Annotated in this window: 19 protein-coding genes; 12 read left to right on the forward strand and 7 right to left on the reverse strand. The window is 64.6% G+C overall.

The annotated features are described in order from the left end of the window. Positions 1-83: 83 nt before the first annotated feature. Positions 84-836: a Nif3-like dinuclear metal center hexameric protein gene (locus Tharo_RS03240; RefSeq protein WP_107219986.1), complete on the forward strand. Its 753-nt coding sequence runs from the start codon at positions 84-86 to the stop codon at positions 834-836. Positions 837-869: 33 nt separating this feature from the next. On the opposite strand, the gene Tharo_RS03245 is transcribed toward Tharo_RS03240, so the two are convergent. Beyond that, positions 870-1,988, reverse strand: a complete 1,119-nt coding sequence (locus tag Tharo_RS03245; RefSeq protein WP_107219987.1) for a hypothetical protein — start codon at positions 1,986-1,988, stop codon at positions 870-872. 204 nt (positions 1,989-2,192) lie between these two features. Between Tharo_RS03245 and Tharo_RS03250 the strand changes: the two genes are divergently transcribed. The 10 genes from Tharo_RS03250 (at position 2,193) to Tharo_RS03295 (ending at position 13,891) form a co-directional block, all read left to right on the forward strand. Then, positions 2,193-2,747 carry a DUF2889 domain-containing protein gene (locus Tharo_RS03250; protein ID WP_107219988.1) on the forward strand — a complete coding sequence of 185 codons (555 nt, stop codon included), beginning with the start codon at positions 2,193-2,195 and terminating at the stop codon, positions 2,745-2,747. Between the two features lie 228 nt (positions 2,748-2,975). Then, positions 2,976-4,136 (forward strand): ADP-forming succinate--CoA ligase subunit beta, encoded by a 1,161-nt coding sequence (gene sucC / locus Tharo_RS03255; RefSeq protein ID WP_107219989.1) that lies wholly within the window; start codon positions 2,976-2,978, stop codon positions 4,134-4,136. Between the two features lie 12 nt (positions 4,137-4,148). Next, positions 4,149-5,042, forward strand: a complete 894-nt coding sequence (gene sucD, locus Tharo_RS03260; protein WP_018989085.1) for a succinate--CoA ligase subunit alpha — start codon at positions 4,149-4,151, stop codon at positions 5,040-5,042. 126 nt (positions 5,043-5,168) lie between these two features. Continuing rightward, entirely contained in the window at positions 5,169-5,828 is a 660-nt protein-coding gene (locus Tharo_RS03265) for an FHA domain-containing protein (protein WP_107219990.1), read from the forward strand. A gap of 119 nt (positions 5,829-5,947) precedes the next feature. Beyond that, the gene (locus Tharo_RS03270) at positions 5,948-6,715 is read left to right on the forward strand and encodes a 3',5'-cyclic-nucleotide phosphodiesterase (protein ID WP_107219991.1); all 768 of its coding nucleotides are present in this window, start codon (positions 5,948-5,950) and stop codon (positions 6,713-6,715) included. A 51-nt stretch (positions 6,716-6,766) separates the two neighbouring features. Next, positions 6,767-9,133: a GspE/PulE family protein gene (locus Tharo_RS03275; protein WP_107219992.1), complete on the forward strand. Its 2,367-nt coding sequence runs from the start codon at positions 6,767-6,769 to the stop codon at positions 9,131-9,133. A 62-nt stretch (positions 9,134-9,195) separates the two neighbouring features. Beyond that, positions 9,196-9,891: a ribulose-phosphate 3-epimerase gene (rpe, locus tag Tharo_RS03280; protein WP_107219993.1), complete on the forward strand. Its 696-nt coding sequence runs from the start codon at positions 9,196-9,198 to the stop codon at positions 9,889-9,891. Beyond that, a complete protein-coding gene (locus tag Tharo_RS03285; protein WP_107219994.1) occupies positions 9,888-10,571 on the forward strand; it encodes a phosphoglycolate phosphatase in 684 nt (227 codons plus the stop codon). Before rpe ends, Tharo_RS03285 begins: the two co-directional genes overlap by 4 nt. 293 nt (positions 10,572-10,864) lie before the next feature. Further along, on the forward strand, positions 10,865-12,337 hold the full coding sequence (gene trpE / locus Tharo_RS03290) for an anthranilate synthase component I (protein WP_107219995.1): 1,473 nt from the start codon (positions 10,865-10,867) through the stop codon (positions 12,335-12,337). A 273-nt stretch (positions 12,338-12,610) separates the two neighbouring features. Continuing rightward, positions 12,611-13,891, forward strand: coding sequence for a tyrosine-type recombinase/integrase (locus Tharo_RS03295; protein WP_107219996.1), 1,281 nt, complete (start codon positions 12,611-12,613; stop codon positions 13,889-13,891). A gap of 83 nt (positions 13,892-13,974) precedes the next feature. Here the strand turns inward: Tharo_RS03295 and Tharo_RS03300 are convergent, their stop codons facing one another. Next, on the reverse strand, positions 13,975-14,622 hold the full coding sequence (locus tag Tharo_RS03300) for a substrate-binding domain-containing protein (RefSeq protein WP_020307796.1): 648 nt from the start codon (positions 14,620-14,622) through the stop codon (positions 13,975-13,977). A gap of 106 nt (positions 14,623-14,728) precedes the next feature. On the opposite strand from Tharo_RS03300, the gene Tharo_RS03305 reads away from it, so the two are divergent. Further along, positions 14,729-15,022, forward strand: a complete 294-nt coding sequence (locus tag Tharo_RS03305) for a helix-turn-helix domain-containing protein (protein ID WP_003050003.1) — start codon at positions 14,729-14,731, stop codon at positions 15,020-15,022. A gap of 18 nt (positions 15,023-15,040) precedes the next feature. Here the strand turns inward: Tharo_RS03305 and Tharo_RS03310 are convergent, their stop codons facing one another. From Tharo_RS03310 to Tharo_RS03330, 5 genes are all read right to left on the reverse strand, one after another. Further along, complete coding sequence (locus tag Tharo_RS03310) at positions 15,041-15,931, reverse strand: LysR family transcriptional regulator (RefSeq protein ID WP_003050005.1); 891 nt, start codon at positions 15,929-15,931, stop codon at positions 15,041-15,043. A 187-nt stretch (positions 15,932-16,118) separates the two neighbouring features. After that, positions 16,119-17,636, reverse strand: coding sequence for a thymidine phosphorylase family protein (locus tag Tharo_RS03315; RefSeq protein ID WP_107219997.1), 1,518 nt, complete (start codon positions 17,634-17,636; stop codon positions 16,119-16,121). Beyond that, positions 17,633-18,991, reverse strand: coding sequence for an MBL fold metallo-hydrolase RNA specificity domain-containing protein (locus Tharo_RS03320; RefSeq protein WP_020307801.1), 1,359 nt, complete (start codon positions 18,989-18,991; stop codon positions 17,633-17,635). The genes Tharo_RS03315 and Tharo_RS03320 overlap by 4 nt, the downstream gene beginning before the upstream one ends. 83 nt (positions 18,992-19,074) lie before the next feature. Then, entirely contained in the window at positions 19,075-21,405 is a 2,331-nt protein-coding gene (locus Tharo_RS03325) for a phosphoketolase family protein (protein ID WP_107219998.1), read from the reverse strand. A 36-nt stretch (positions 21,406-21,441) separates the two neighbouring features. Continuing rightward, entirely contained in the window at positions 21,442-22,338 is an 897-nt protein-coding gene (locus Tharo_RS03330; RefSeq protein WP_107219999.1) for a ribose-phosphate pyrophosphokinase, read from the reverse strand. Between the last annotated feature and the right edge of the window lie 75 nt (positions 22,339-22,413).

Genomic DNA, 22,413 nt, shown 5'->3' on the forward strand with positions numbered 1-22,413 from the left:
TCGCTTAAAGGGCGGGAATCGAAAACCGGCCGGCGGCGGGCGAAGCAGATCGGCGCCGGCCACAGCCGGGGAGTGGAAAACGAATGCGACTCATCGAACTGGACAGGCACCTGGAAGCCTTGTTCGACGCTGCGGGATTCAAGGATTATTGCCCAAACGGTCTGCAAGTGGAAGGACGCGCCGAAGTCGCGCGAGTGCTGTGCGGGGTCACCGCGAGCCAGGCTTTGCTCGATCTCGCCCGCGACGGCGACTATGACGCGGTCTTCGTCCATCACGGCTATTTCTGGAAAGGCGAGGACGGTCGCATCACCGGCATCCGCCGCCAGCGCCTGCGTACCCTGCTGGCCAACGACATCAGCCTGTTCGCCTACCATCTGCCGCTCGACGCTCATCCGGAGCTGGGAAACAACGCCCAGTTCGGGCGCCTGATGGGATGGTGCGCGGACGGCCGCTTCGCCGATCAGGCGCTGGGCTGGATCGGTAGTCCCGGAAGCCGGGAAGGCGAAAGCGCCGCCGGGTTGGCGCGCTCGATCGCGGCCCGGCTGGGACGGGACCCACTGCTGGTCGGAGACGGCGCGCGCGCGGTGCGGCGGGTGGCGTGGTGCACCGGGGGCGCGCAGGGGTTTTTCGAGCAGGCGATCGCCGCCGGGGCGGATCTGTACGTTTCCGGCGAGGCGTCCGAGCAGACCGTGCACCTGGCGCGCGAAGCCGGAGTGCCTTACGTCGCCGCCGGCCATCATGCGACCGAGCGCTACGGTGTCCGCGCGGTGGCCCGCCACCTGGCCGAACAATTCGGCCTGCAAGCCGATTTCGTCGATCTGCCCAATCCGGTCTGAGCCGCCGCCGGACGCCGCGGAGCGGCCGCCGCTTCAGGCCTGCCCGGCCGCAACGGTCCCGGGCGCGGCCGTGCAGGGGCCGAGTTCGTCGTCGAGAATCGCCGCCAGCAGCAGGATTTCGTCGATCACCGTAAACGGGAAGCCGGCCCGCGTGCCTTCGCGATTGTCGCGCAACAGCTGCTGCAGGTAGAGCTGGCAGGCGGGGGTGCGCCAGCTCTCCTGCAGCGCCCTGGCGATGTGCGGCATGTCTTCGATGCGGGTGGTGGAGGCGCGCAGTTCGTCGTAGTTCTGCCAGGTGACGACGTTGACGTTGAAGGTCTTGTTGAGCTCCTTGGCGATGGTGTCGAACTCGATGCGCAGGCCGGCGGCCCGATACACTTCGAGCAGCTTCAGCCAGGGCGTCACGGCCTGGCGGGGGTTGCCGCGGATGAATTCGGCGAGGGTTTCGGCGGCGCCGTGCACGCGGCCGAAGCTCATCATGATGTCGGCGAGTTCCACCGCCGATTTGTGCTCTTCCCTGTTCGGCTCCGCGTTCGGTCCCGCCCTCGGCGCCGCCGGCTTGGGGGTTTCGTCGTCGGCGCTCCAGTCGAGGACGGAGGGGGCGGCGCCGGACTCGGGTGCCGGGCGCGCGCCGCTGCCGGCGACGGGCGTCGATGCCGCACCGGCGGCCGGTGCCGGGGTGAAGGTCGCGCCGCGCCGGCGCCGCACCCATAGCCATCCGGCCAGCAGCAGGGCGAGCGCCGTCAGCGCGCCAGGCAGGTAGGGGGTGGCACTTTCCGTCGGCGTGGTTGAGGCGGGGGGCGGTACCGGCGAGGGGGCGGCGGGGCGGGGCGGGGCGGCGCCCGCCGCAGCGGCTGCCGGTGCCGAAGCGGCCGAAGCGCCGGGAGCGATGGCGGGGGAGGCATGGGTGGCGGCGATGCGACGTTCGAGCTCGCTGCGGGCTTCCTCGAGATCGCGGATGCGGTCGAACAGCTCCCTTTCGACGGCGATGCTGCGCTCGATCGCGGCGGCGAGTTCGCGGGCGCGCGCGTCGGTAGCGGCGGTCACGGCGGTGCCGCTTGTGCTCCCGGGCGCTGCGGAGGCCGCCGGAGCAGCTGGCAGGAGCAGGGCCGCGGCGAGCGTGAGGGCGGGCGTGATCCGTCTGTTGTTCATGTTCCGCGCGTCCGGCGGCAGGTTGGTCGGTGCACGGCTTGTATCAGACTCTCATGCGCGATTCCAGGGACTATGCCGCAATTCCGCCGCAGGGTGAATGTTTCCGCTGCGCCCACGGTGGGCGGACGGCGGGCGTGCGGCCGGCGCCTCCGGGGAAATCGGTTAAGATCCGGTTTCGATACGCAGCCGTACGTTTCGCCGACCATGCCGCTTCCCGTCCCCGCTCTGCCCCGGCGTCCGATTCACCGCCGGAACATCGAAATCCAAGGTTTCCAGCGCGCCGACGGCCTGCTCGAACTCGATGCCTCGATCACCGACGTCAAGGGCATCGACTACCAGCTCGGGTCCGGGCTGCGGCCAGCGGGAGAGCCCGTTCACCTGATGCGGATCAGGGTCACGCTCGACGAGGAGTTCAACATCGTCGACGCCGTCGCCTGTTCGGACGGCGTGCCCTACCCGGGCCAGTGCGACACCATCGGGCCGGTCTACCGCAAGCTCGTCGGCCTCAACCTGGTGCGCGGCTTCCGTCGCACGGTGGGGGAAATGTTCGCCGACGTGCGCGGCTGCACCCACCTCACCGAAATGCTGCTGTCCCTGCCCACGGCGGCGATCCAGACCGCCGCCTCGTTCCGCAGCGACAGCGAGGACACCGCCGGCAGGCCCTTCCAGATCGACCGCTGCCATGCGCTCGAGAGCTCGGCCGAGGCTGTGCGGCTGTACTACCCGAAGTGGTATCGGGGCGCGCGAAGCGAAGTCTGAGCGGCGGATCGGTTCCGCGGTGCACTGCGCAAAACCGGTTATAATTATGGAGTCTTGCGGTCGACGCGCAGCTTTGCGCGCGCCGGGGATCGGGTCCGTCTACCTGGATCCGGCGCGGAGGGCCGCGCTCGAGGGAGACAGCGCCCGACGTGGAGTGCAAGCTCCGAAGCATGCCATCAACCTGTTCGCGACGGGCTGCCTCGTCGTGACTTCGATCGAAGGGCAACCATGAAGATTCATGAGTATCAGGCAAAAGAACTACTGAGGAAGTACGGCGTCGTGACGCCGCGCGGTTTCCACACCGTGTCGGTCGATGGTGCGGTGAAGGCCGCCGAGGAACTGGGCGGCAAGATCTGGGTCGTGAAGGCGCAGATCCACGCCGGCGGCCGCGGCAAGGGCGGTGGCGTCAAGCTCGCGCGCTCGCTCGACGAAGTCCGCCAGCACGCCAGCGACATCCTCGGCATGCAGCTGATCACGCACCAGACCGGGCCCGAAGGCCAGAAGGTGCGCAACCTGCTGATCGAGGAAGGCGCCGACATCCAGAAGGAATACTACGTTGCCGCGCTGACCGACCGTGCCACGCAGAAGGTCGCGATCATGGCCTCCTCCGAAGGCGGCATGGACATCGAGGAAGTCGCGCACAGCACGCCGGAGAAGATCCTCAAGGAATTCGTCGATCCGCTCGTCGGCCTCACCGACGCCCAGGCCGAGAACCTCGCCCGCGGCATCGGCGTGCCCGAGGCCTCGGTCGCCAAGGCGGTCGATACGCTCAAGCGCCTGTACACCTGCTACATGGAAACCGACGCCTCGCTGGCGGAAATCAACCCGCTGATCCTCGAAGGCAACGGCAACATCAAGGCCCTCGACGCCAAGTTCAACTTCGACTCCAACGCCCTCTACCGTCACCCGGAAATCGTCGATTTCCGTGACTTCGACGAAGAAGACGCGGACGAGATCGAAGCGTCGAAGTTCGACCTCGCCTACATCAGCCTCGACGGCAACATCGGCTGCCTGGTAAACGGCGCCGGTCTGGCGATGGCCACCATGGACACGATCAAGCTGTTCGGCGCCGAGCCGGCCAACTTCCTCGACGTCGGCGGCGGCGCCACCACCGAGAAGGTCACCGAAGCCTTCAAGATCATGCTCAAGAACCCCAAGGTCAAGGGCATCCTGGTCAACATCTTCGGCGGCATCATGCGCTGCGACACCATCGCCACCGGCGTCGTCGCCGCGGCCAAGGAAGTGAACCTCTCCGTCCCGCTCGTGGTGCGCATGAAGGGCACCAATGAAGACCTCGGCAAGAAGATCCTCGCCGACTCGGGCCTGCCGATCATCGCTGCCGACACCATGGCGGAAGCCGCGACCAAGATCGTCGCTGCGGTCAAGTAAGGAGAGCTTCGAATGTCCATCCTGATCAACAAAGACACCAAAGTCATCACCCAGGGCATCACCGGCAAGACCGGCCAGTTCCACACCGAGAAGTGCCAGGAGTACGCCAACGGCAAGAACTGCTTCGTCGCCGGGGTGAACCCGAAGAAGGCCGGCGAGAAGATCTTCGACATCCCGATCTACGCTTCGGTGAAGGAAGCCGCGGCCGAGACCGGCGCCACCGTGTCGGTGATCTACGTGCCGCCCGCGGGCGCCGCCGACGCCATCTGGGAAGCCTGCGAGGCCGACCTCGACCTGGCGATCTGCATCACCGAAGGCATCCCGGTGCGCGACATGCTGGTCGTGCGCAACAAGATGAAGCAGAAGGTTGCCAAGGGCGGCAAGGAAACCCTGCTGCTCGGCCCCAACTGCCCAGGCCTGATCACGCCCGACGAGATCAAGATCGGCATCATGCCCGGCCACATCCACCGCAAGGGCCGCATCGGCGTCGTGTCGCGCTCCGGCACGCTGACCTATGAAGCGGTCGCCCAGCTCACCGAGATCGGTCTCGGCCAGTCGTCCGCGGTCGGTATCGGCGGCGACCCGATCAACGGCCTCAAGCACATCGACGTGATGCGCATGTTCAACGACGATCCGGACACCGACGCGGTGATCATGATCGGCGAGATCGGCGGTCCGGACGAAGCCGAAGCCGCACAGTGGTGCAAGGCCAACATGAAGAAGCCGATCGTCGGCTTCATCGCCGGCGTCACCGCGCCCGCGGGCAAGCGCATGGGCCACGCCGGTGCGCTGATCTCGGGCGGTGCCGATACCGCCGACGCCAAGCTCGCGATCATGGAAGAGTGCGGCTTCACGGTCACGCGCAACCCCTCCGAGATGGCCAAGCTGCTGAAGGCGATGCTGTAAGCGTCGTTTCTTCCGCGGCATCGAAAAGCGCCGGCCGGTCCGGCGCTTTTTCGTCCACGGGGCGTCGGCGGGCGCGTAGAATCGGCCTTCCACCGCGCCGCGCAGCCACCTCACGGGTAAAGCACTATGCCGAAGTTGATCCTCAGCATGGACGGCCTCGTTCTCAAGGAGCTTGTGCTCGCCAAAGAGCGCACGACGATCGGCCGCAAGCCCGACAACGACATCCAGATCGACAACCTCGCCATCAGCGGCCAGCACGCCGTCATCACCTGCATTCTCGGTGATGCGTTCCTCGAGGACCGGAACAGCACCAACGGCACCTACCTGAACGGCCAGTCGGTGAAGAAGCAGGTGCTGCAGAACAACGACGTGATCGAACTGGGCAAGTACCGGCTGAAGTTCATCGCCGACGGTGCCGCGCCCGGTGCCGCCGCCGAGGTCGTCGATGCCGCCGCGCTCAAGCCTTTCGAGATCTCCGCTACGATCCCCGATGCCGCCCCGGCCGCCGGCCCCGGCGCCGGACGCATCGGCGTGATCCAGATCCTGAACGGCGCCGGTGCCGGCCGCGAGCTGCCGTTGACGAAGCCGCTCACCACGCTCGGCAAGCCCGGTCGGCAGGTCGCGGTGATCACGCGCCGGCCGCGCGGCTACTTCATCACCCATGTCGAAGGGGCGTCCTTCCCCCTCGTCAATGGCCGGGCACTCGACGCCCGCCCTCACCCGCTCGGCGAGCACGACATCGTCGAGCTCGCGGGGGTGAAGATGGAATTCTTTTTCCGCTCCTGAGGACCGCGCAGCGTGAATTCCTGCCTACCCCGGTCTGCCCGTGCGGTGGCACCCTGCAAAAATGCGCGGCGGACATCCCCGCGGCGCCGTCGCAGCCGGAGCTGCGACCGGGAAAGGCGATGAAACTTACGGTACTCGGCTGCAGCGGTGGCATCGGCGATCGGCACGCGCGCACCACCTCCCTCCTTGCCGATGACGACATCCTGATCGATTGCGGGACGGGGGTGGGCGATCTGCCGCTCGCGGCCCTGCTGCGCATCGGCCATGTCTTCGTCACCCACGCTCACCTCGACCACATCGCCTGCCTGCCCCTGCTGATCGAGGCGGTGGGCGAGCTGCGCGCGCGGCCGCTGACCGTGCATGCCACGCCGGAGACGATCGCGATCCTGCGCGCGCATATCTTCAACTGGCACATCTGGCCCGATTTTTCGGCCCTTCCCGATCGCGCCGCACCCTATCTGCGCTTTGCCCCGATCGCCGAAGGGGAGGGGCGCGACCTGGGCGGGCGGACGATCACCGCCCTGCCGGTCCGCCATACCGTGCCGGCGGTCGGCTACCGCCTCGACAGTGGTGCCGGGCAACTGGTGTTTTCCGGCGACACCGCGTACTGCGCGGAACTGGTCGCTGCGATCAACGCCTGTCCGGCCCTGCGCCACCTGATCATCGAGGCCGCCTTTCCCGACGAGCAACGGGACCTGGCGGCGGCCTCCCGCCACCTGTGCCCGAGCCTGTTGCAGACCTTGCTGGCCGAACTCACCGTCAGCCCGGAAATCCACGTCAGCCACCTGAAGCCCGGCGGTGCCGCGCGCATCATGGCGCAGATCGGCGCCGGGGGCGGGCGGTTGCGGCCGCGGCAGCTGCGGCAGGGACAGGTGCTCGAATTCTGACCCGCGTCGCGGGCGCGCCGCCCCGCCATCTTGCAAGCGAAACCACCGACAATGAGCGATCTCTCCCTTTCCGAGCAGCAGCCGGATTCCAGCGCCGTCGGGCGCCGGCTGGCGTTTTTCAAGGGGCTCCAGGCCCTCACCCAGCGCATCCAGGCGAGCGCCGATGTCGATGCGCTCGTGCTCGAACTGGCACCGCAGCTGTGCGCGCTGTTCGGTGCCGAGCGGCTCAGCATCTACGCCGTGGAGGACGGCGGCGGCTCGATCGCCACGCTGGTCAAGACCGGGCTGCAGGGCGTGCGGAGCCTGCGCCTGGCGCTCGACGAAAACAGCATCGCCGGCTACGCCGCCCGGTGTGGCGAACTGCTCAACATCGGCGACGCCTATGACGAGGCCGAGCTGCGCGGGATCTCGCCGAAGCTGCGCTTCTGTAAGGAAGTCGACGCCGGCAGCGGCTTCCGTTCGCGCCAGATGCTGGTGGCTCCGCTCCGCGACTCCGGTGCCGGCCGTATCCTGGGCGTGATCCAGTTCATCAACACGCGCAGCGGCCAGCCCTTCCCGAAGATCGCGGAGGAGGGGGCGCTCGTCCTCGCGCAGACGCTCGGCGCCGCCTTCCGCGACCGCCGCGGCAAGGCGGCGCGGCTGCGCTCGCGTTTCGACGCGCTGGTCGCCGACGGGCACATCACCGCGGCCGAGCTGATCGAGGCGGCACGCGAGGCGCGCGCCCGCGGGTGCTCGACTGAGGCGGTGCTGACCGACGCCCTCGGCCTGTCGCTGGCCGCGCTCGGCGAGGCTGCGGCGCGTTTTTCCGGCGTCCCCTACCAGCCTTTCCGCGACAACCACGTCAAACCAATCGACTTGCTGCGTAACATCAAGCGCGAATACGTCGAGCAAAGCCTGTGGCTGCCCTACGAGGAAACGGGCGAAGGGATCGTGATCCTGTGTGTCGATCCGGAGCAGATCCGCAACTCGGGCATCGCCCAGAACGTGTTCGTGAACAAGCGCCTGATTTTTCGCGTCACCACCGTGCGCGAATTCGAGCGCACCGTCGCCCAGTATTTCGGCGAGCAGCTCGACGACGCCCCGGTGTCCGAGCTGCTCTCCGGCCTCGACGAAGGCGAGGACGAAGGCGGCACGCTGCGCGACGACGTCACCGCCGCGGCCGACAACGAACTGGTCAAGCTGGTCAACAAGATCATCGTCGAAGCCCACCGCCAAGGCGCTTCCGACATCCATATCGAGCCGCGCCCGGGGCGCGAGAAGACCCTGGTCCGTTTCCGCAAGGACGGTTCGCTGGTGCCCTACATCGAAGTGCCGGCGAGCTACCGCAGCGCGCTCGTCACCCGCATCAAGATCATGTGCGACCTCGACATCTCGGAGCGCCGCCGGCCGCAGGATGGCAAGATCCGCTTCCGCAAGTTCGCCCCCCTCGACATCGAGCTGCGGGTGGCGACCCTGCCCACCCAGGGCGGCATGGAAGACGTGGTGATGCGCCTGCTCGCCGGCAGCGAGCCGATTCCGCTCGACCGCCTCGGCCTGCTGCCGTTCAACCTCGAGCGCCTGCAGGCCTTGATCGCCCGCCCCTACGGCATCTTCTTCGTGTGCGGCCCCACCGGCTCGGGCAAGACCACCACGCTGCATTCGGTCCTGCGCCACATCAACACTCCCGACACCAAGATCTGGACGGTCGAGGATCCGGTCGAAATCACCCAGAAGGGTCTGCGCCAGGTGCAGGTCAACCGCAAGGTCGGGATCGACTTCGCCACCATGATGCGCGCCTTCCTCCGTGCCGACCCGGACGTCATCATGGTCGGCGAGATGCGTGACCGCGAAACGGTGGCGGTCGGCATCGAAGCCTCGCTGACCGGTCACCTCGTGCTGTCTACGCTGCATACCAACAGCGCGCCCGAGTCGGTCGTGCGCCTGCTCGACATGGGCATGGACCCGTTCAACTTCGCCGACGCCCTGATCGGCGTGCTCGCCCAGCGTCTGGCCAAACGCCTGTGCCTGAAGTGCCGCGAGGCTTACCACCCCGGCGCGGACGAACTCCAGCGCCTGCTCGAGGAATATTGCGAGGACCTGCAGCGCACGCCGGATTTCCGCGTCGCTCCGGATGCCGCCCGCGACCGCATCGTCGCGCGCTGGCGTGCCGAAGCCGCCGACCGGGACGGCCGGTTTACGCTCTACCGCGCGGTCGGCTGCGAGCACTGCACCCAGGGCTACAAGGGGCGCGTCGGCCTGCACGAGCTGATGCCCGGCTCGGATGCGATCAAGCGCCTGATCCAGGAGCGTGGCCGGGTCGACCAGATTCTCGGCCAGGCGCTCGCCGAAGGCATGCGCACGCTGCGCCAGGATGGCATCGAAAAAGTGCTCGCCGGCATCACCGACATGCACCAGGTGCGCAAGGTCTGCATGCGCTGAAGCGGGCGCTGGCGGGGGCGGGCGGTTAGAATCCGGGCCTGCCCCTTCCTCGGAGACCGTCCATGTTCCGCATCGCCCCCAGCCTGTTGTCCGCCGATTTCGCCCGCCTCGGTGACGAGGTCGCGCGCGTGATCGCCTCCGGCGCCGACTGGATCCACTTCGACGTGATGGACAACCACTACGTGCCCAACCTCACCATCGGCCCGCTGGTGTGCGAGGCGATCCGTCCCCACACCACGGCGCCGATCGACGTGCACCTGATGGTGAAGCCGGTCGATCGCATCATTCCCGACTTCGCCCGTGCCGGTGCCGACATCATCACCTTCCACCCCGAAGCTTCCGAGCACATCGACCGCAGTCTCGGGCTGATCCGTGACGCCGGCTGCCAGGCCGGGCTGGTGTTCAATCCCGCCACGCCGCTGCACCACATGGACCACGTCATGGACCGGCTCGACGTGGTGCTGCTGATGAGCGTCAATCCCGGCTTCGGCGGCCAGGCCTTCATTCCCGAAACGCTCGACAAGCTGCGCGCGGTGCGCGCCCGGCTCGACGCCTACGAGGCCAGGAGCGGACGCCGCATCCTGCTCGAGATCGATGGCGGAGTGAAGATCGACAACATCGCCGACATCGCCCGCGCCGGCGCCGACACCTTCGTTGCCGGCTCGGCAGTGTTCGGTGCCGGCCGTGACAGCGACCCCAACCGCTACGACTCGGTGATCGCCGCGCTGCGCGCCGAGCTGGCGAAGGTGGCGGCATGAGCACGGCGAGACCCCGCTTCGCGCCGCGCGCGGTGCTGTTCGACCTCGACGGCACCTTGCTCGACACCATCGCCGACCTCGCCGAAGCGGCCAACCGCATGCTCGCCGAACTGGGGCGGCCGCCGCGCCCGCAGGACGAGATCCACCGCTTCGTCGGCAAAGGCATCCCCAACCTCGTGCACCGCTGCCTGACCGAAGGCAGCGCCGCGAGCGAAGCCGAGATCGCCGCCGCGGTGCCGGTGTTTCGCCGCCATTACACCGTCGTCAATGGCGTCCACGCCCGCCTCTACCCGGGCGTGGACGCCACCCTGCAGGCGATGCGCGCACGCGGCCTGCGCCTCGCGGTGGTCACCAACAAGGCCGCAGCCTTCACCTTGCCGCTGCTCGAGCGCACCGGCATCGCCGGCTACTTCGACACCGTGGTCAGCGGCGACACCCTGGCGGTGAAAAAGCCCGATCCGGCCGTGCTCCACCTCGCCTGCGCGCGCCTCGGCGTGAGTGCCGGGCAGGCGCTGATGATCGGCGATTCGGCCAACGACGCGCTTGCCGCGCAGGGTGCGGGGATGCCGGTGCTGCTCGTCACCTACGGCTACAGCGAGGGCATGCCGGTGGACACCATCGAATGCGATGGGCTACTATCGAGCGCGCTGCAGGCACTCGATTACATCGATCCGGCATAAAGGCTCGGCCGCGTCCAGGCCTGCCCCGCGGCAGCACCGGCATCCTCCCTCCACCTCCACGACTCGACGACATCGTGACGCTCGCATCCAGGCTTAGGCCCGCCCCCGCCACTCCGCTCTCCGTCCAGCCCCGCTGGCGCGGCGGCTGGCGTTGGCCTTTGGGCCACTGAACGCGAAACCTTCTCGCGGGGCCGCAGCGCGCCTCATGGACCCGATCCGCTGAGGCCGGCTTTCCGGCACATTCCCGCACCCGCCGCACCGTCCGACGTCCATCCTGCAGAAGTGGAGCACTCATGCTCGAACACGAATTCAACGCCCTCGCCGCCGAGGGCTACAACCGCATCCCGGTCACCCTCGAGACTTTCGCCGACCTCGACACGCCGCTGTCGATCTACCTGAAGCTCGCCAACGAGCCCTATACCTACCTGCTCGAGTCGGTCCAGGGCGGCGAGCGCTTCGGGCGCTATTCCTTCATCGGCCTGTCCTCGCCGACCCGGATCGAGGTCTATGGCCGCTCCGCGCTGCTGCTCACCGGCAACCGCCTGGTCGAGCGCCGCGACTACGGCGATCCGCTCAACTTCGTCGCCGAGTTCATGAACCGCATCAAGGTGCCGCCGCGCGAGCACCTGCCACGCTTCGCCGGCGGCCTGGTCGGCTGCTTCGGCTACGACACCGTGCGCTACATCGAGCCCCGCCTGGCGAAGACCGACAAGCCCGACCCCCTCGGCACCCCCGACATCCTGCTGCTGCTGTCCGAAGAAGTGGCGATCGTCGACAACCTCAGCGGCAAGCTCACCCTCGTCGTCTATGCCGAGCCCGAAGTGCCCGGTGCCTGGAAGCGTGCCCACAAGCGCCTGCGCGAGCTCCTCGCCCGCCTGCGGGCTCCGGTGCAGATCCCCGAAGATGGGTGCGCGCCGTCCGCGCCCGCCGAGTCCAGCTTCGGCGAGGACGCCTTCAAGGACGCGGTGCGCCGCGCCAAGCAGTACATCGTCGACGGCGACGTCATGCAGGTCGTGCTTTCGCAGCGCATGAGCAAGCCCTTCAGCGCCAGCCCGATGGCGCTCTACCGCGCGATCCGCTCGCTCAACCCGTCGCCCTACATGTTCTATTTCAACTTCGAGGACTTCCACGTCGTCGGCGCTTCGCCCGAAATCCTCACCCGGCTCGAGGACGAGGTCGTCACCGTGCGCCCGATCGCCGGCACCCGCACGCGCGGTGCCACCGTGGCCGAAGACCTCGCGCTCGAAGCGGATCTGCTCGCCGACGAGAAGGAGCGCGCCGAGCACCTGCAGCTGCTCGACCTCGGCCGCAACGACGCCGGGCGGGTGTCCGAGACCGGCACGGTGAAGGTCACCGAGCAGTTCTCCATCGAGCGCTACTCGCACGTCATGCACATCGTCTCCAACGTCGAAGGGCGCCTGAAGGAAGGTCTCAACGCGCTCGCCGTGCTGCGCGCCACCTTCCCCGCGGGCACGGTGTCGGGGGCGCCCAAGGTGCGGGCGATGGAGATCATCGACGAGCTCGAACCGGTCAAGCGCGGAATCTATGCCGGCGCGGTCGGTTACCTCGGCTTCCATGGCGACATGGATCTAGCGATCGCGATCCGCACTGCGGTGCTCAAGGACGGTCACATCCACGTCCAGGCCGGCGCCGGCATCGTCGCCGACTCCGACCCCGACTCGGAATGGCAGGAAACCCGCAACAAGGCGCGCGCCATGCTGCGCGCCGCCGAGATGGCCGAAGGCGGGCTCGACACCCGGGCCTGAGGCCCGGTCCGTGCCTTGCCGCGGCGCGCCTCCATCGACGTCCATACTGACGGCACCGGCTCGCGCCCGGTGCGTGCGAAGGGAACCAACATGCTGCTGATGATCGATAACTACGATTGAGGTCTACTGGCGTCTATCAACCTCCATGGAACAACTCTAAGTCTATGTTTTTAAAGGGTTGATCGTCCATCGAGCGATTCTGAAAGCTGGACAAATCCAGTGCTCATGTGTGTAATGGAGTGTGTAACGGGCCAAACTGGAGGCGTTATACACATGGCACTCACAGCACTCAATCTTCTCTCGGCGCGCAAAGTGGAAACGGCGCAGCCCAGGCCCAAGGTGTACCAACTCCGGGACGGAGGCAGCCTCTTTTTGCGCGTTCAGCCCAACGGCTCCAAGCTCTGGTGGTACCGCTACCGGCTGGGCGGCGCTGAACAGGTGTACTCAATCGGGGTGTACCCAAAGGTCACGCTGGAGGCAGCCCGTGCGGAACGGGACCGGGCAAAGGCGTTGGTCAAGAAGGGCCTCGACCCCATCGTGGAGAAAAAGGCGGCGATCGCCCTCCAGGCCGACACATACGAACGCACGTTCGAGACCGTTGCTCGGGAGTGGATCGTCAGCAATGCTCACTGGAGCGAGTACTACACCAACCAGGTCACCAGCTACCTTGAGAAGGATGTTTCCCCCCGGATTGGCAAGTTGCCGATCAGCAGCATCAGGGCTCCACATCTGCGCCCCATCATCAAGGATGTGGCGGCTCGTGGCGCGAAGACTGTGGCGATCCTCATCCGCCAGTGGTGTGGGCAAATCTTCAGTTATGCGGCTGCCCAAGGTCTCTGCGAATACGATCCTGCCGCCTTGCTCAAGGGACTGGTCAAGCGCCCTCAGGTCCGCCACAACCCTCCGTTGACATGGGCAGAGATCCCGGACTTTCTCAATCGTGTGGACAACGAAGGGGGTTACCAGACGACAGTCCTCGCCCTCAAGCTGATGGCTTTGACCTACGTGCGCACCGTAGAACTGCGCAAGGCCTCCTGGGAAGAGTTCGACCTGGACAACGCCATGTGGTCGATTCCGTCCGAGCGCATGAAGATGCGACGCCCCCATCTGGTTCCCCTGTCACGGCAGGCGGTGGCCGCTCTTAGGGAACTACATGCTCTAACTGGCGGCGGCAAAGTATTGTTCCCGAGCTACAGAAAGCCGGGACAAGTGATGTCGGCAACGACGCTCAATCAAGCACTCAAGCGCATGGGTTATGGCGGACGGTTTTCGTCCCATGGCTTCCGCTCGACCGCAACGACGATCCTTGGACTGTTGGGATATCCGGAGAAGCGGGTCGATCTTCAACTCGCTCATTCCAAAAAGAGCAAGGACTCATCGCGCGCGCCCTACGATCACACGAAGTTTGTGGAGTCCCGCAAGGTAATCATGCAGGACTGGGCTGACATCCTTGACTCATTGCAGGCAGGGAAACCCGTTGAAGGGGTCACGAAGGCGTTTGGCCCCATGTCGAAGCGTAGAACGGCGCTGCTCCGTGTCATAGAGCGCGAGTGATGTCTGCTGCTTGGCGAGTGGAATGCCTAATGCACGTGTAGCACCTTGAACTGAAGACGCAGAACGAGGACATTGGCACTCGACTAGGTTGGAGCATTCTTGGCGACCTGCAGTGCTCTGCGCTCGAACCGCTCTGAAACAACGTCGGCTTGTCCGCAGGGCCGCTGCAGGTGGGTCACGATCTCGTAGGGTCCGTCAGACAGCGGCCGTGTGTGAATGCCCCATCCCTGCGCATGCTCAATGCGCGATTGCGCGGATACCCCGACGCCGTAGCCGGCAGCGACCCATAGCGCGATCATCTCGAAGGAAGAGACACGCTGAATGTTCTGTTGACTCACCGCGGGAAGAGAAGGCAGCCGCTGATCCAGCAAAGGGCAATTCTCTGCAGGCCAGCGAAAGACGGAGTAGTCCAACAGTTCGGCGATCGTGAGCTTCGCCTGGTCAAGTAAGGGAAAGCGCAACGGCATGGCGACGGCCATGTTCTCGGTCCATAGAGGTTGGCTTTTCAGCGACGGATCGCTCGATCCTTCAAGCGTCATGCCCGCGTCGTAGCGGCCTTCCCGAAGTCCCGCAATCAAATCATCGGCTGTGACCTCATGAAACGAAATGGTGACTTCCGGCTCTTCCGCACGCTGCAACGCAAGCAATGCCGAAAGATGCGATGACGGTACGCCAGGCGCTATGGCAAGCCTGAAATTGGAAAAGGAAAACTGGCTGGTGGCGTCGTGCATGAGAGCCCCCACAAAGCGATCGGATCAAAAAGGCGAGCCACCATGATAGCCAAAAGAGATATCTTTAACGTGGTTAAATTCGGTCGATTGATCGACGCTTCTGGTGATGCAGAAGCGCAGCGTTCAACCGGGCCGCCCCCCTGGCACAACCACCTATGAAGCCGAGCCGGCACTGGCCTTCGGCCAAGCGGTGCGTGCTGCCCGCTTGGCGCAGGGAGTCGCTCAGGATGAATTCGCGTCCATGGCTGGTATAGCTCGCTCGCATATGGGCAAGATCGAGCGTGGGGAGCACATGCCCACGCTCGCATTGATACTGAAAATCTCCGCTGCCCTCAGCATAAGTGCGGCAGAGCTGATGAGTGCAACGGAACGCAATCTTCGTGCCGATGCCCAATCTTAAGTGGTGCGGTCCGTTGCGTCAGTCGCTCGAAGGGTCCCGGAGGCGGTCGATAAATCGCACCAGCGAAGCCGATGAGTTGCTGCTTTCGAGTCGAAGCAGGTAGGTGGTGATCACGGCTGTATCCAGCGCCAATGGACGGATCACCACGTCCGGTCGCTGGCTGACCGGAATCTTGGTCGCCGTCATGAAGCCCACGCCGTAGCCGGCACCGACCAAGGTGAGCATCATGTCCAGCGAGGAAACCTCCTCAACGACATTCAGTTTGTGTTCCTGGGTCTGCAGGAGGCGCGCCAACTCGCGGCAGTAGCCTTCGCACACCTGGGGATCGCACAGGACAAGAGGATGCCCCCGGAGTTCATGGAGTGGAACCTCCTTGTGGACGAGCAGTGCGTGCCGGGCTGGCAAGGCGACCACCAGCGGGTCCTGCCAGATAGGTTCGGCGACGATGCCATCACCGACGTCGGCGGTATGAGCGAATCCGATGCAGAAGTCGCCCGAGCGCAGGCCGCGCAACTGCTCGGCCAAAGGCACTTCGGACATCCGTATCTCGATCTCGGGTTCTTCGGCACGGCAACGGGCTAGAAACGCCGACAGCCGGGGATCGAGCGCGCCGTCGGATACGGCGATGCGCAGGCTGCCTCGCAAGCCCGCCGCGACAGCCTTGACGTTCTCGCGGGCCTGCTCCAGGACGGTGAATAGCCGGCGAGTGTCCTGCAGGAACACGGCACCCGCAGCGGTCAGTCGGGTGCCCCGGCGGTCCCGGTCGAAGAGCACAGCGCCTAACTCGTCCTCAAGCTCCTTGATGGCGCGGGACAGAGGAGGTTGCTCAATGTGAAGACGCTCAGCCGCCCGTGTGAAATGAAGCTCTTCGGCCAAAACGATAAAGCAACGCAGATGCCGCAGTTCCATGAGCAATGTTCCTATACAGGCGCTGACGACCTCCTTCTGTTTGCTCCACGCTATGCGCGTTGAAAACCTCTTTTAAGCGATGTTTTTTCATGTGTTCTTGAGCATGAGATGTAGGCGTTCAACTTTTCCAAACGAGAGATCGGGCTGTGTTTGACCGAGCATTCAAGAGCCCTGTTTATCTACGGCGCTAAGGGTCAATCTTTACAATGTCCCCAATGTCTTGTACGTATGCAAGTGCATAGGCCATCTCTCCAGAGGTTTGCGTATGCAAAAACATCAATGGCTGTCCTCGTGTTATCTCGTCACCTAAGTGCACCTGCAATTGAATCCCTGCGGCTGGACTCTCAGGCGCACCGGCCAATTTGGCTAAACGAGAAAGCTTACGGTTGTCGATGTGTACTGCTCGGCCTGAAGTGGTTGCCAGAAGCGGTTCGACATAGAGAGCTTGGGGCGGCTCACGAAATCCCCCCTGTGCCGCGCAGATTCTCTGAAATTTTTCCCACGCGCGGCCACTGCTGATCGTCTCATGAGCCAACCGAAATCCCTCCCCTTCTTTGGCGACGCCGCCAAGCTCAAGCACCGCACCCGCCACCAACGCCACGCGGTCACATAGGTCTTGCGGCGCATCCGCCTCGTTGCGCAACACGGCCAACACGTCGCGCGCCTCCAACGCCGGGCCGATACCTCTTCCGACAGGTTGATTCCCGTCTGTAAACAGGCAACGCAATACAAGGCCAAATGACGCGGCGACTTCTGAAAGGTGATGCGCAAGGTGCTCGGCAGTTTCCCGGCTGCGGACTTTTGCGGTTGGCCCAACCGGAATATCGATCACGATGTGGGTCGCCCCTGCCGCAATCTTCTTGGATAACACCGAGGCAATCAGTTGTCCTTGGGTGTCAATATCCAGTTCACGCTCAATACGCACGAAGATGTCGTCCGCAGGGCTCAGGTGCATCGCGCCGCCCCACGCCACGCATCCACCCTCTTTCTCCACGACCTTTCTGAGCGTATCCAGGTCCAGGTCTACAGGAGCCAGCGTTTCCATGGTGTCCGCCGTGCCAGCGGGAGAGGTGATGGCGCGTGATGAGGTCTTGGGCATCACCAATCCATTGGCTGCGGCGATGGCAACCACCAACGGCGTGGTGCGATTTCCCGGTAATCCGCCCACACAATGCTTGTCCACAACAATCTGAGCCTGCCATTGCAGGCGATCTCCGACATCGACCATCGCACGGGTGAGATGGATGGTCTCTTGCATATCCAGAGGCAGTACCGCCGTTGCGGTCAGGAAGGCCGAAAGTGCGACATCGGTATAGCGACCATCGACCACATCACGGACGATCGCCTGCAACTCCGTCGTTTGCAGTCGGTGGCCGTGAATTCGCGCACGCACGGCCGACAACGATTCGAGCATTGGCGGATGCCGAACCTGCACAAAATCGCCCTCATGGATGTCCAGGGCATCCCAGGCGGCCTCGGACAGAGCGATCTGTCCGGCTTTGAGCAGATCGCTGTCGATTTGGTACAGCAGCGCTTGCACAGTTCGGTCGCCGGCGATGATCAGTACCTGTGACCGCGGTGCCAGCCCTTCGGCACGGCAGACATGGCAGTCGGTCCGCATCAAGACGACGGGTTGATGCTGGGCATGCAGTCGCATGCGCAATGCTTGCAAGGCGGGTGTCTGGGGCGTGATGCGGGCACTCACAGGGCGAACTCCTGGTTTTGCATGGGCACCGATGCGTGCCAATTGAGTTCGCGCTGGATACGTTCGCGCAGCGCCTCAGAGGCATCAGATTCACCGTGAACAATGAACACTCTTTCCGGCGCCTTGGTAAAGCCGCGCAGCCATCGCATCAGCTCATCGCTGTCGGCATGAGCCGACAACATCGCAAGCTCGGCGACCTCTGCCTTGATCGGCATCCAGCGTCCATGGATCTTGACTTCGCGAGCGCCCTCAAGCAGCTTGCGCCCGCGCGTACCTGCTGCTTGGAATCCAGAGAACAGCAGCGTGTTCTGATGGCTACCGCCAAACGCTTCTATGTGATGCAGCACGCGGCCGCCGGTGGCCATGCCGCTGGCGGAAATAATCACCTTGGGGTATCGATTCGCCGATAGCGCCTTGGACTCTTCAACGTCGCGCACGTATGTGACTTCTGAGAATGCCGTCTCGAAATCGTGTTGAGCGAGCTTGTGGTCGTCGGCATGGCGGTGCAGCAGCGCAGTTGCGCTGGTGGCCATGGGACTGTCCAGATAGACGGGCACGTTGCGGAGCCGACCGCGCTGTCGCAACAGCCATAGGTCATAGATCAACGACTGCGCGCGTCCTACGGCAAAAGCGGGAATCACTACGGTGCCTCCGCGGCGAGTCGTACGCTCGATGATGTCGCCTAGCGCTTCGACGGCATCGGAACGGTCATGATGACGATTGCCATAGGTGGACTCGATGATGATGTAGTCCGCTTCCGTGACGGGTTCAGGATCAGGCATGACCGCATCGTCATAGCGGCCCAGGTCGCCGGAGAACACCAAACGCTTGCCGCCGATGTCGATCTGCGCCGTCGCCGCTCCAAGAATGTGGCCGGCCCTGCGTAGAACCAGGCGTGCACCGCCCGGCAATACCGTCTCCTGATGCAGTGGCACGGGCTTGAACTGCAAGAGCGTGCGTTCGGCATCTCGGACCCGATACAGGGCAAGGGCTGGCTTGTGCTTGGAAAATCCCTTCCGGTTGGCGAACTCGGCATCCTTCTCCTGCAACCAAGCACTGTCGAGCAGGATGAGTTCGGCGACGTCCCGTGTGGCTGGCGTCGAGAAAATCTTCCCGCGGAACCCGTTCAGCACCAATCGGGGGAGATATCCACAATGATCCAGGTGCGCGTGCGTCAGTACAACCGCATCGATGTCCTTGGACTCAACGACAAGATGCTGCCAGTTCAGCTCGCGCAGGTTCTTCAGTCCTTGGAAAAGTCCGCAGTCGATCAGGATGCGGGTACTGCCATATGTGATCAGGTGTTTGGAGCCGGTGACGGTACCGGCACCGCCCAGGCTGGTCAGTGAGAGCATGAAGTTGTCTCCTCGCTTGTTGGTGGGTTGTGAAATCAGGAGCTGGCGCGGTCACTGCGGACCGTGTCAGAACCACTTGAAATTCACGCGTCGGTCGCGGCAGCAGCAGCCTGCGAACTGTTCCAGCCGGTCACTTGCGCAGCGGCATAGATGGCATCCACCCAGGTGCATCGATTGGCGATCAGCATTCCAGCCACATCGAGGGTGCCGCCGTGGTTGATGTAGCCCAAAGCCCGCGTCTTCGAAGGGCCGCTGTCAATGCGGCGAAGCACGCCCAGCATCGGCTCAGGGCGGGTATGGCTTATCAACACGCGCGGCAGGTGAGGCGGGAAGAGCGCTTGCAGGGATTCGTCACCGAGCACGAAGGCGGCCTCAAGTTCGTCTCGCGGAATGCGTAGACGGCCGGGCTCGACCACCACGGTGATGCACGACGCAAGCCCATGGTGCTCCAGGCGGGCATGGGCTTTGAGCGCTTCCTCCAACTGGTAGGCGCCAATCGCTACGAATTGCAGTTGTGCGGTGGACGGATCGCCGGCTACATGGGCTGCTCCATGCTCGATCAGCGATTGAGCCGCGGCGGCACTGAAGTGATTCGGCGTGTCGCGCTTGGAGACCACCACACAAGCCACTTGGCCGCGGCTGGCGTAGACCGCTCGCAACGCGGCGCACGCCGTGTTTTCATCCACCGGGAACAACACGCGTGCGGTGTCCGACATTTCCCCTAGCAATGCTTCGCCAATGGTCGGGTCCTGGTGTGACTGCTCGTTCTTGCTGTTCTCCCAGGTGTGGGATGTGACGACCAGCGGGATGGAGATCCAGCCTGGCGGCTGGCCCAGTTCCTTCTGTCGGCGCGCGAAGATGATCTCCTGGCGAATCAATCCAAGCATCTTGACCGCGAAGGCCTCGTAGCTGACGATCAGGTTCAGCCCCCCTTTGTTGGCGAGGGCGGCGGCCGCAACGGCTTCTTCATTGAGTGCGGTGATCACCGAGCCATGCGTCGATTCCGGGACGCCGGGTTCGGGCACGTTGACGCGGTGCTTGAGCAGTGCCAGTGTGGCTCCCATCTTGTTGCTGGCCAGTTCATCGGGATTGCCGATCCGGACGCGCAACTGTGGATTTGCCTGCGCCAGTTTCACGAACCAACGATCCAGTGAAGACATGGCGCTGCCAGATACCTTGGTAGGAGCCCAGGCCGGCACCGGCAGATGAGGACTCGCTGGATGGCGTCGAGCCATGGGGTGCTCGCTTTCGCGCGAGCGCCGGTTCTTGCCGTGATTCGCCAGGACGGTGAGCGCGTTTTCCAGTTCGATCTCTGGCACGAATAGCGCCGCAGCCCCAGCATTGAAGGCCTCGCGTGCCTGCGCGTGCTCGCGCGGATTGCCGTCCAACGGCAGGTTGTGGGCGGCATTGGTCGCCGCGCCCGGGAAGCCGAAACCTTTCTCCGTCTCGGCGATCACGTAGGGGAACTTGACGGGATAGCGCCGGTTCGATTGTGCGGCGAAAGCGCTCAGCGTGTCTTCAGATTCGACAATGGCCCATGCGATCGCCACTGGATCGCGTCCATCGATGATGACGGGATCAAAGCCGTTGTGGCGCAGATCTTCGGCTAACCAGGCAGCGCCACCTTCCTGCACGATCTGGGTGCGCTGCTCGATGCGTCGCCCGTTGAGAATCATGATCGGGACGGCGAAGCCGCAGTCCTCGGCGCGCCACCAGCGCGGTGCCCAGTCCGAGCCACGTTGCTCCTCGAAAGCGCCATCACTGAGGAATGCCACCAGGCTTTCTCCCGGCAACGGCGTGTGCACATACTGCAGCCCGGCGAACCCCAGATAGCCGCCTTCGGAGATCGCGCCGGCCGTGTTCGGCCCGGCATGGCTGCCCAGCGGTACCGCGGGCCGCCCCTGCTTATCGATGGCATAGGAGTAGAAATCCTCGATCAGGCGTGACAGGCCTGCCTCGCTGCGGTCGTAGCGTCCACGCTGGGCGGCGGACACATCGCCGGTCAGTGCGTTCACCGCTTCGATCGCGGCCACGCAGTGCCCTTGTCCCATTAGCCAGCCGCGTGTCGTCCCGGTCAGTGCATTGGCCAACAGATAACCCACGAAAGCCGGCACCATGTCGAGCGAACCGCCGGTGTGGCCTTCGGGCGTTTGTTTGAAATCATCGGAGCCCAGAGGGCGGCCGCTTCGGTCGATGCGCCGGGCATAGGTCATATGCGCCACTACGCTCATGGCCATGCAGGCCACCCGGTCGGCTGCGGCCAGCAGCGCATGGGCCGAGGCTTCATCTGCCACACGCCCTTGCGCAACCATGCGGTGCACGAGGGTCTGCATACGTTCGATGGTTTCGGACTGGTGCGCGATGGGCCCGTAACCGGCACGCCAATCGATTGCGAGGTTAGCCTGAGAGGGCATTTCGGGTTCCTTGAAAATAGCGGGATAGGTGGAAGATCAGGCTCGCGGATCGGTCTGGCCGCTGGAAAGCGCGCCGGCAATCAGCGAAGCCAGACCGATCCGGTTGCTCGGATGCGGCACCGCGTCGGTGGACGTGATCCGAGCGAACAGCGGCGTCAATTGGCTCCAGGCGTCTTCGGCGAATAGGGCATGCACCACTACGCACTCCGGCTTGCGCATTCCTTGTTCGGCGAGTTTGTGCGCCGCGACAGCGAGCGTGCGGCCCGAGGATGCGATGTCGTCCACCAGCACCGGCGTTCTGTCACGCCAGACCGACAGGTCGGGAACATCGATGTCCACGCTGCGATCGCCATGGCGTGTCTTGCGAAGCACGGCGTGCGGCACGCCGATGCGGGAGGCGATGGAGCCGGCCCACTGCTCGCTTTCCTCATCGGGGCCGACGATCAAGGGCTTTTCGACATGATTGGCGATCCAGTCGGCCAGCAGCGGCGCGGCATGCAAGGTAGTGGTGGGAATCGTGTAGAGCGCGGAGAGCGTCGGATAGCGGTGCAGATGTGGATCCACCGTAAGCAGCTTGTCGAACGTCGATGAGACCAGGCGTGCGAAAGTCCGCGACGTCACGCTTTCGCCGTCATGGAATCGCTTGTCCTGGCGCATGTAGGCCAGGTAGGGTGCAACCAAGTTCACCTCGAGCGCACCAAGCTCGCGCGCGGCGTCCGCGGCAAAAACCAGAAGCAGGAATTGCGGATCTGGATGGGTCAGCGTGCAAATCAGATCCACGATCTGGCCAACGGGTTCGCCATGCAATCGGACATAGCTCTCGCCATCGGGAAATCGGCGTGTTTCGACGCGGCCGACATCGCTGCCATATGCCTGCGCGAGGCGACCGGCGAAATCTTCGTTGCCTGGAAGGGCAAGTGTGAGTCGTTGCATGCGGTTGTCTCCTTTCTTATTGGTCGTCCTTGTTTACTTATCGAACTCGGATGCTTGGTTGGTGTCGGTGCTCTA

This window comes from Thauera aromatica K172 (genome assembly GCF_003030465.1).
Classification (GTDB): domain Bacteria; phylum Pseudomonadota; class Gammaproteobacteria; order Burkholderiales; family Rhodocyclaceae; genus Thauera; species Thauera aromatica.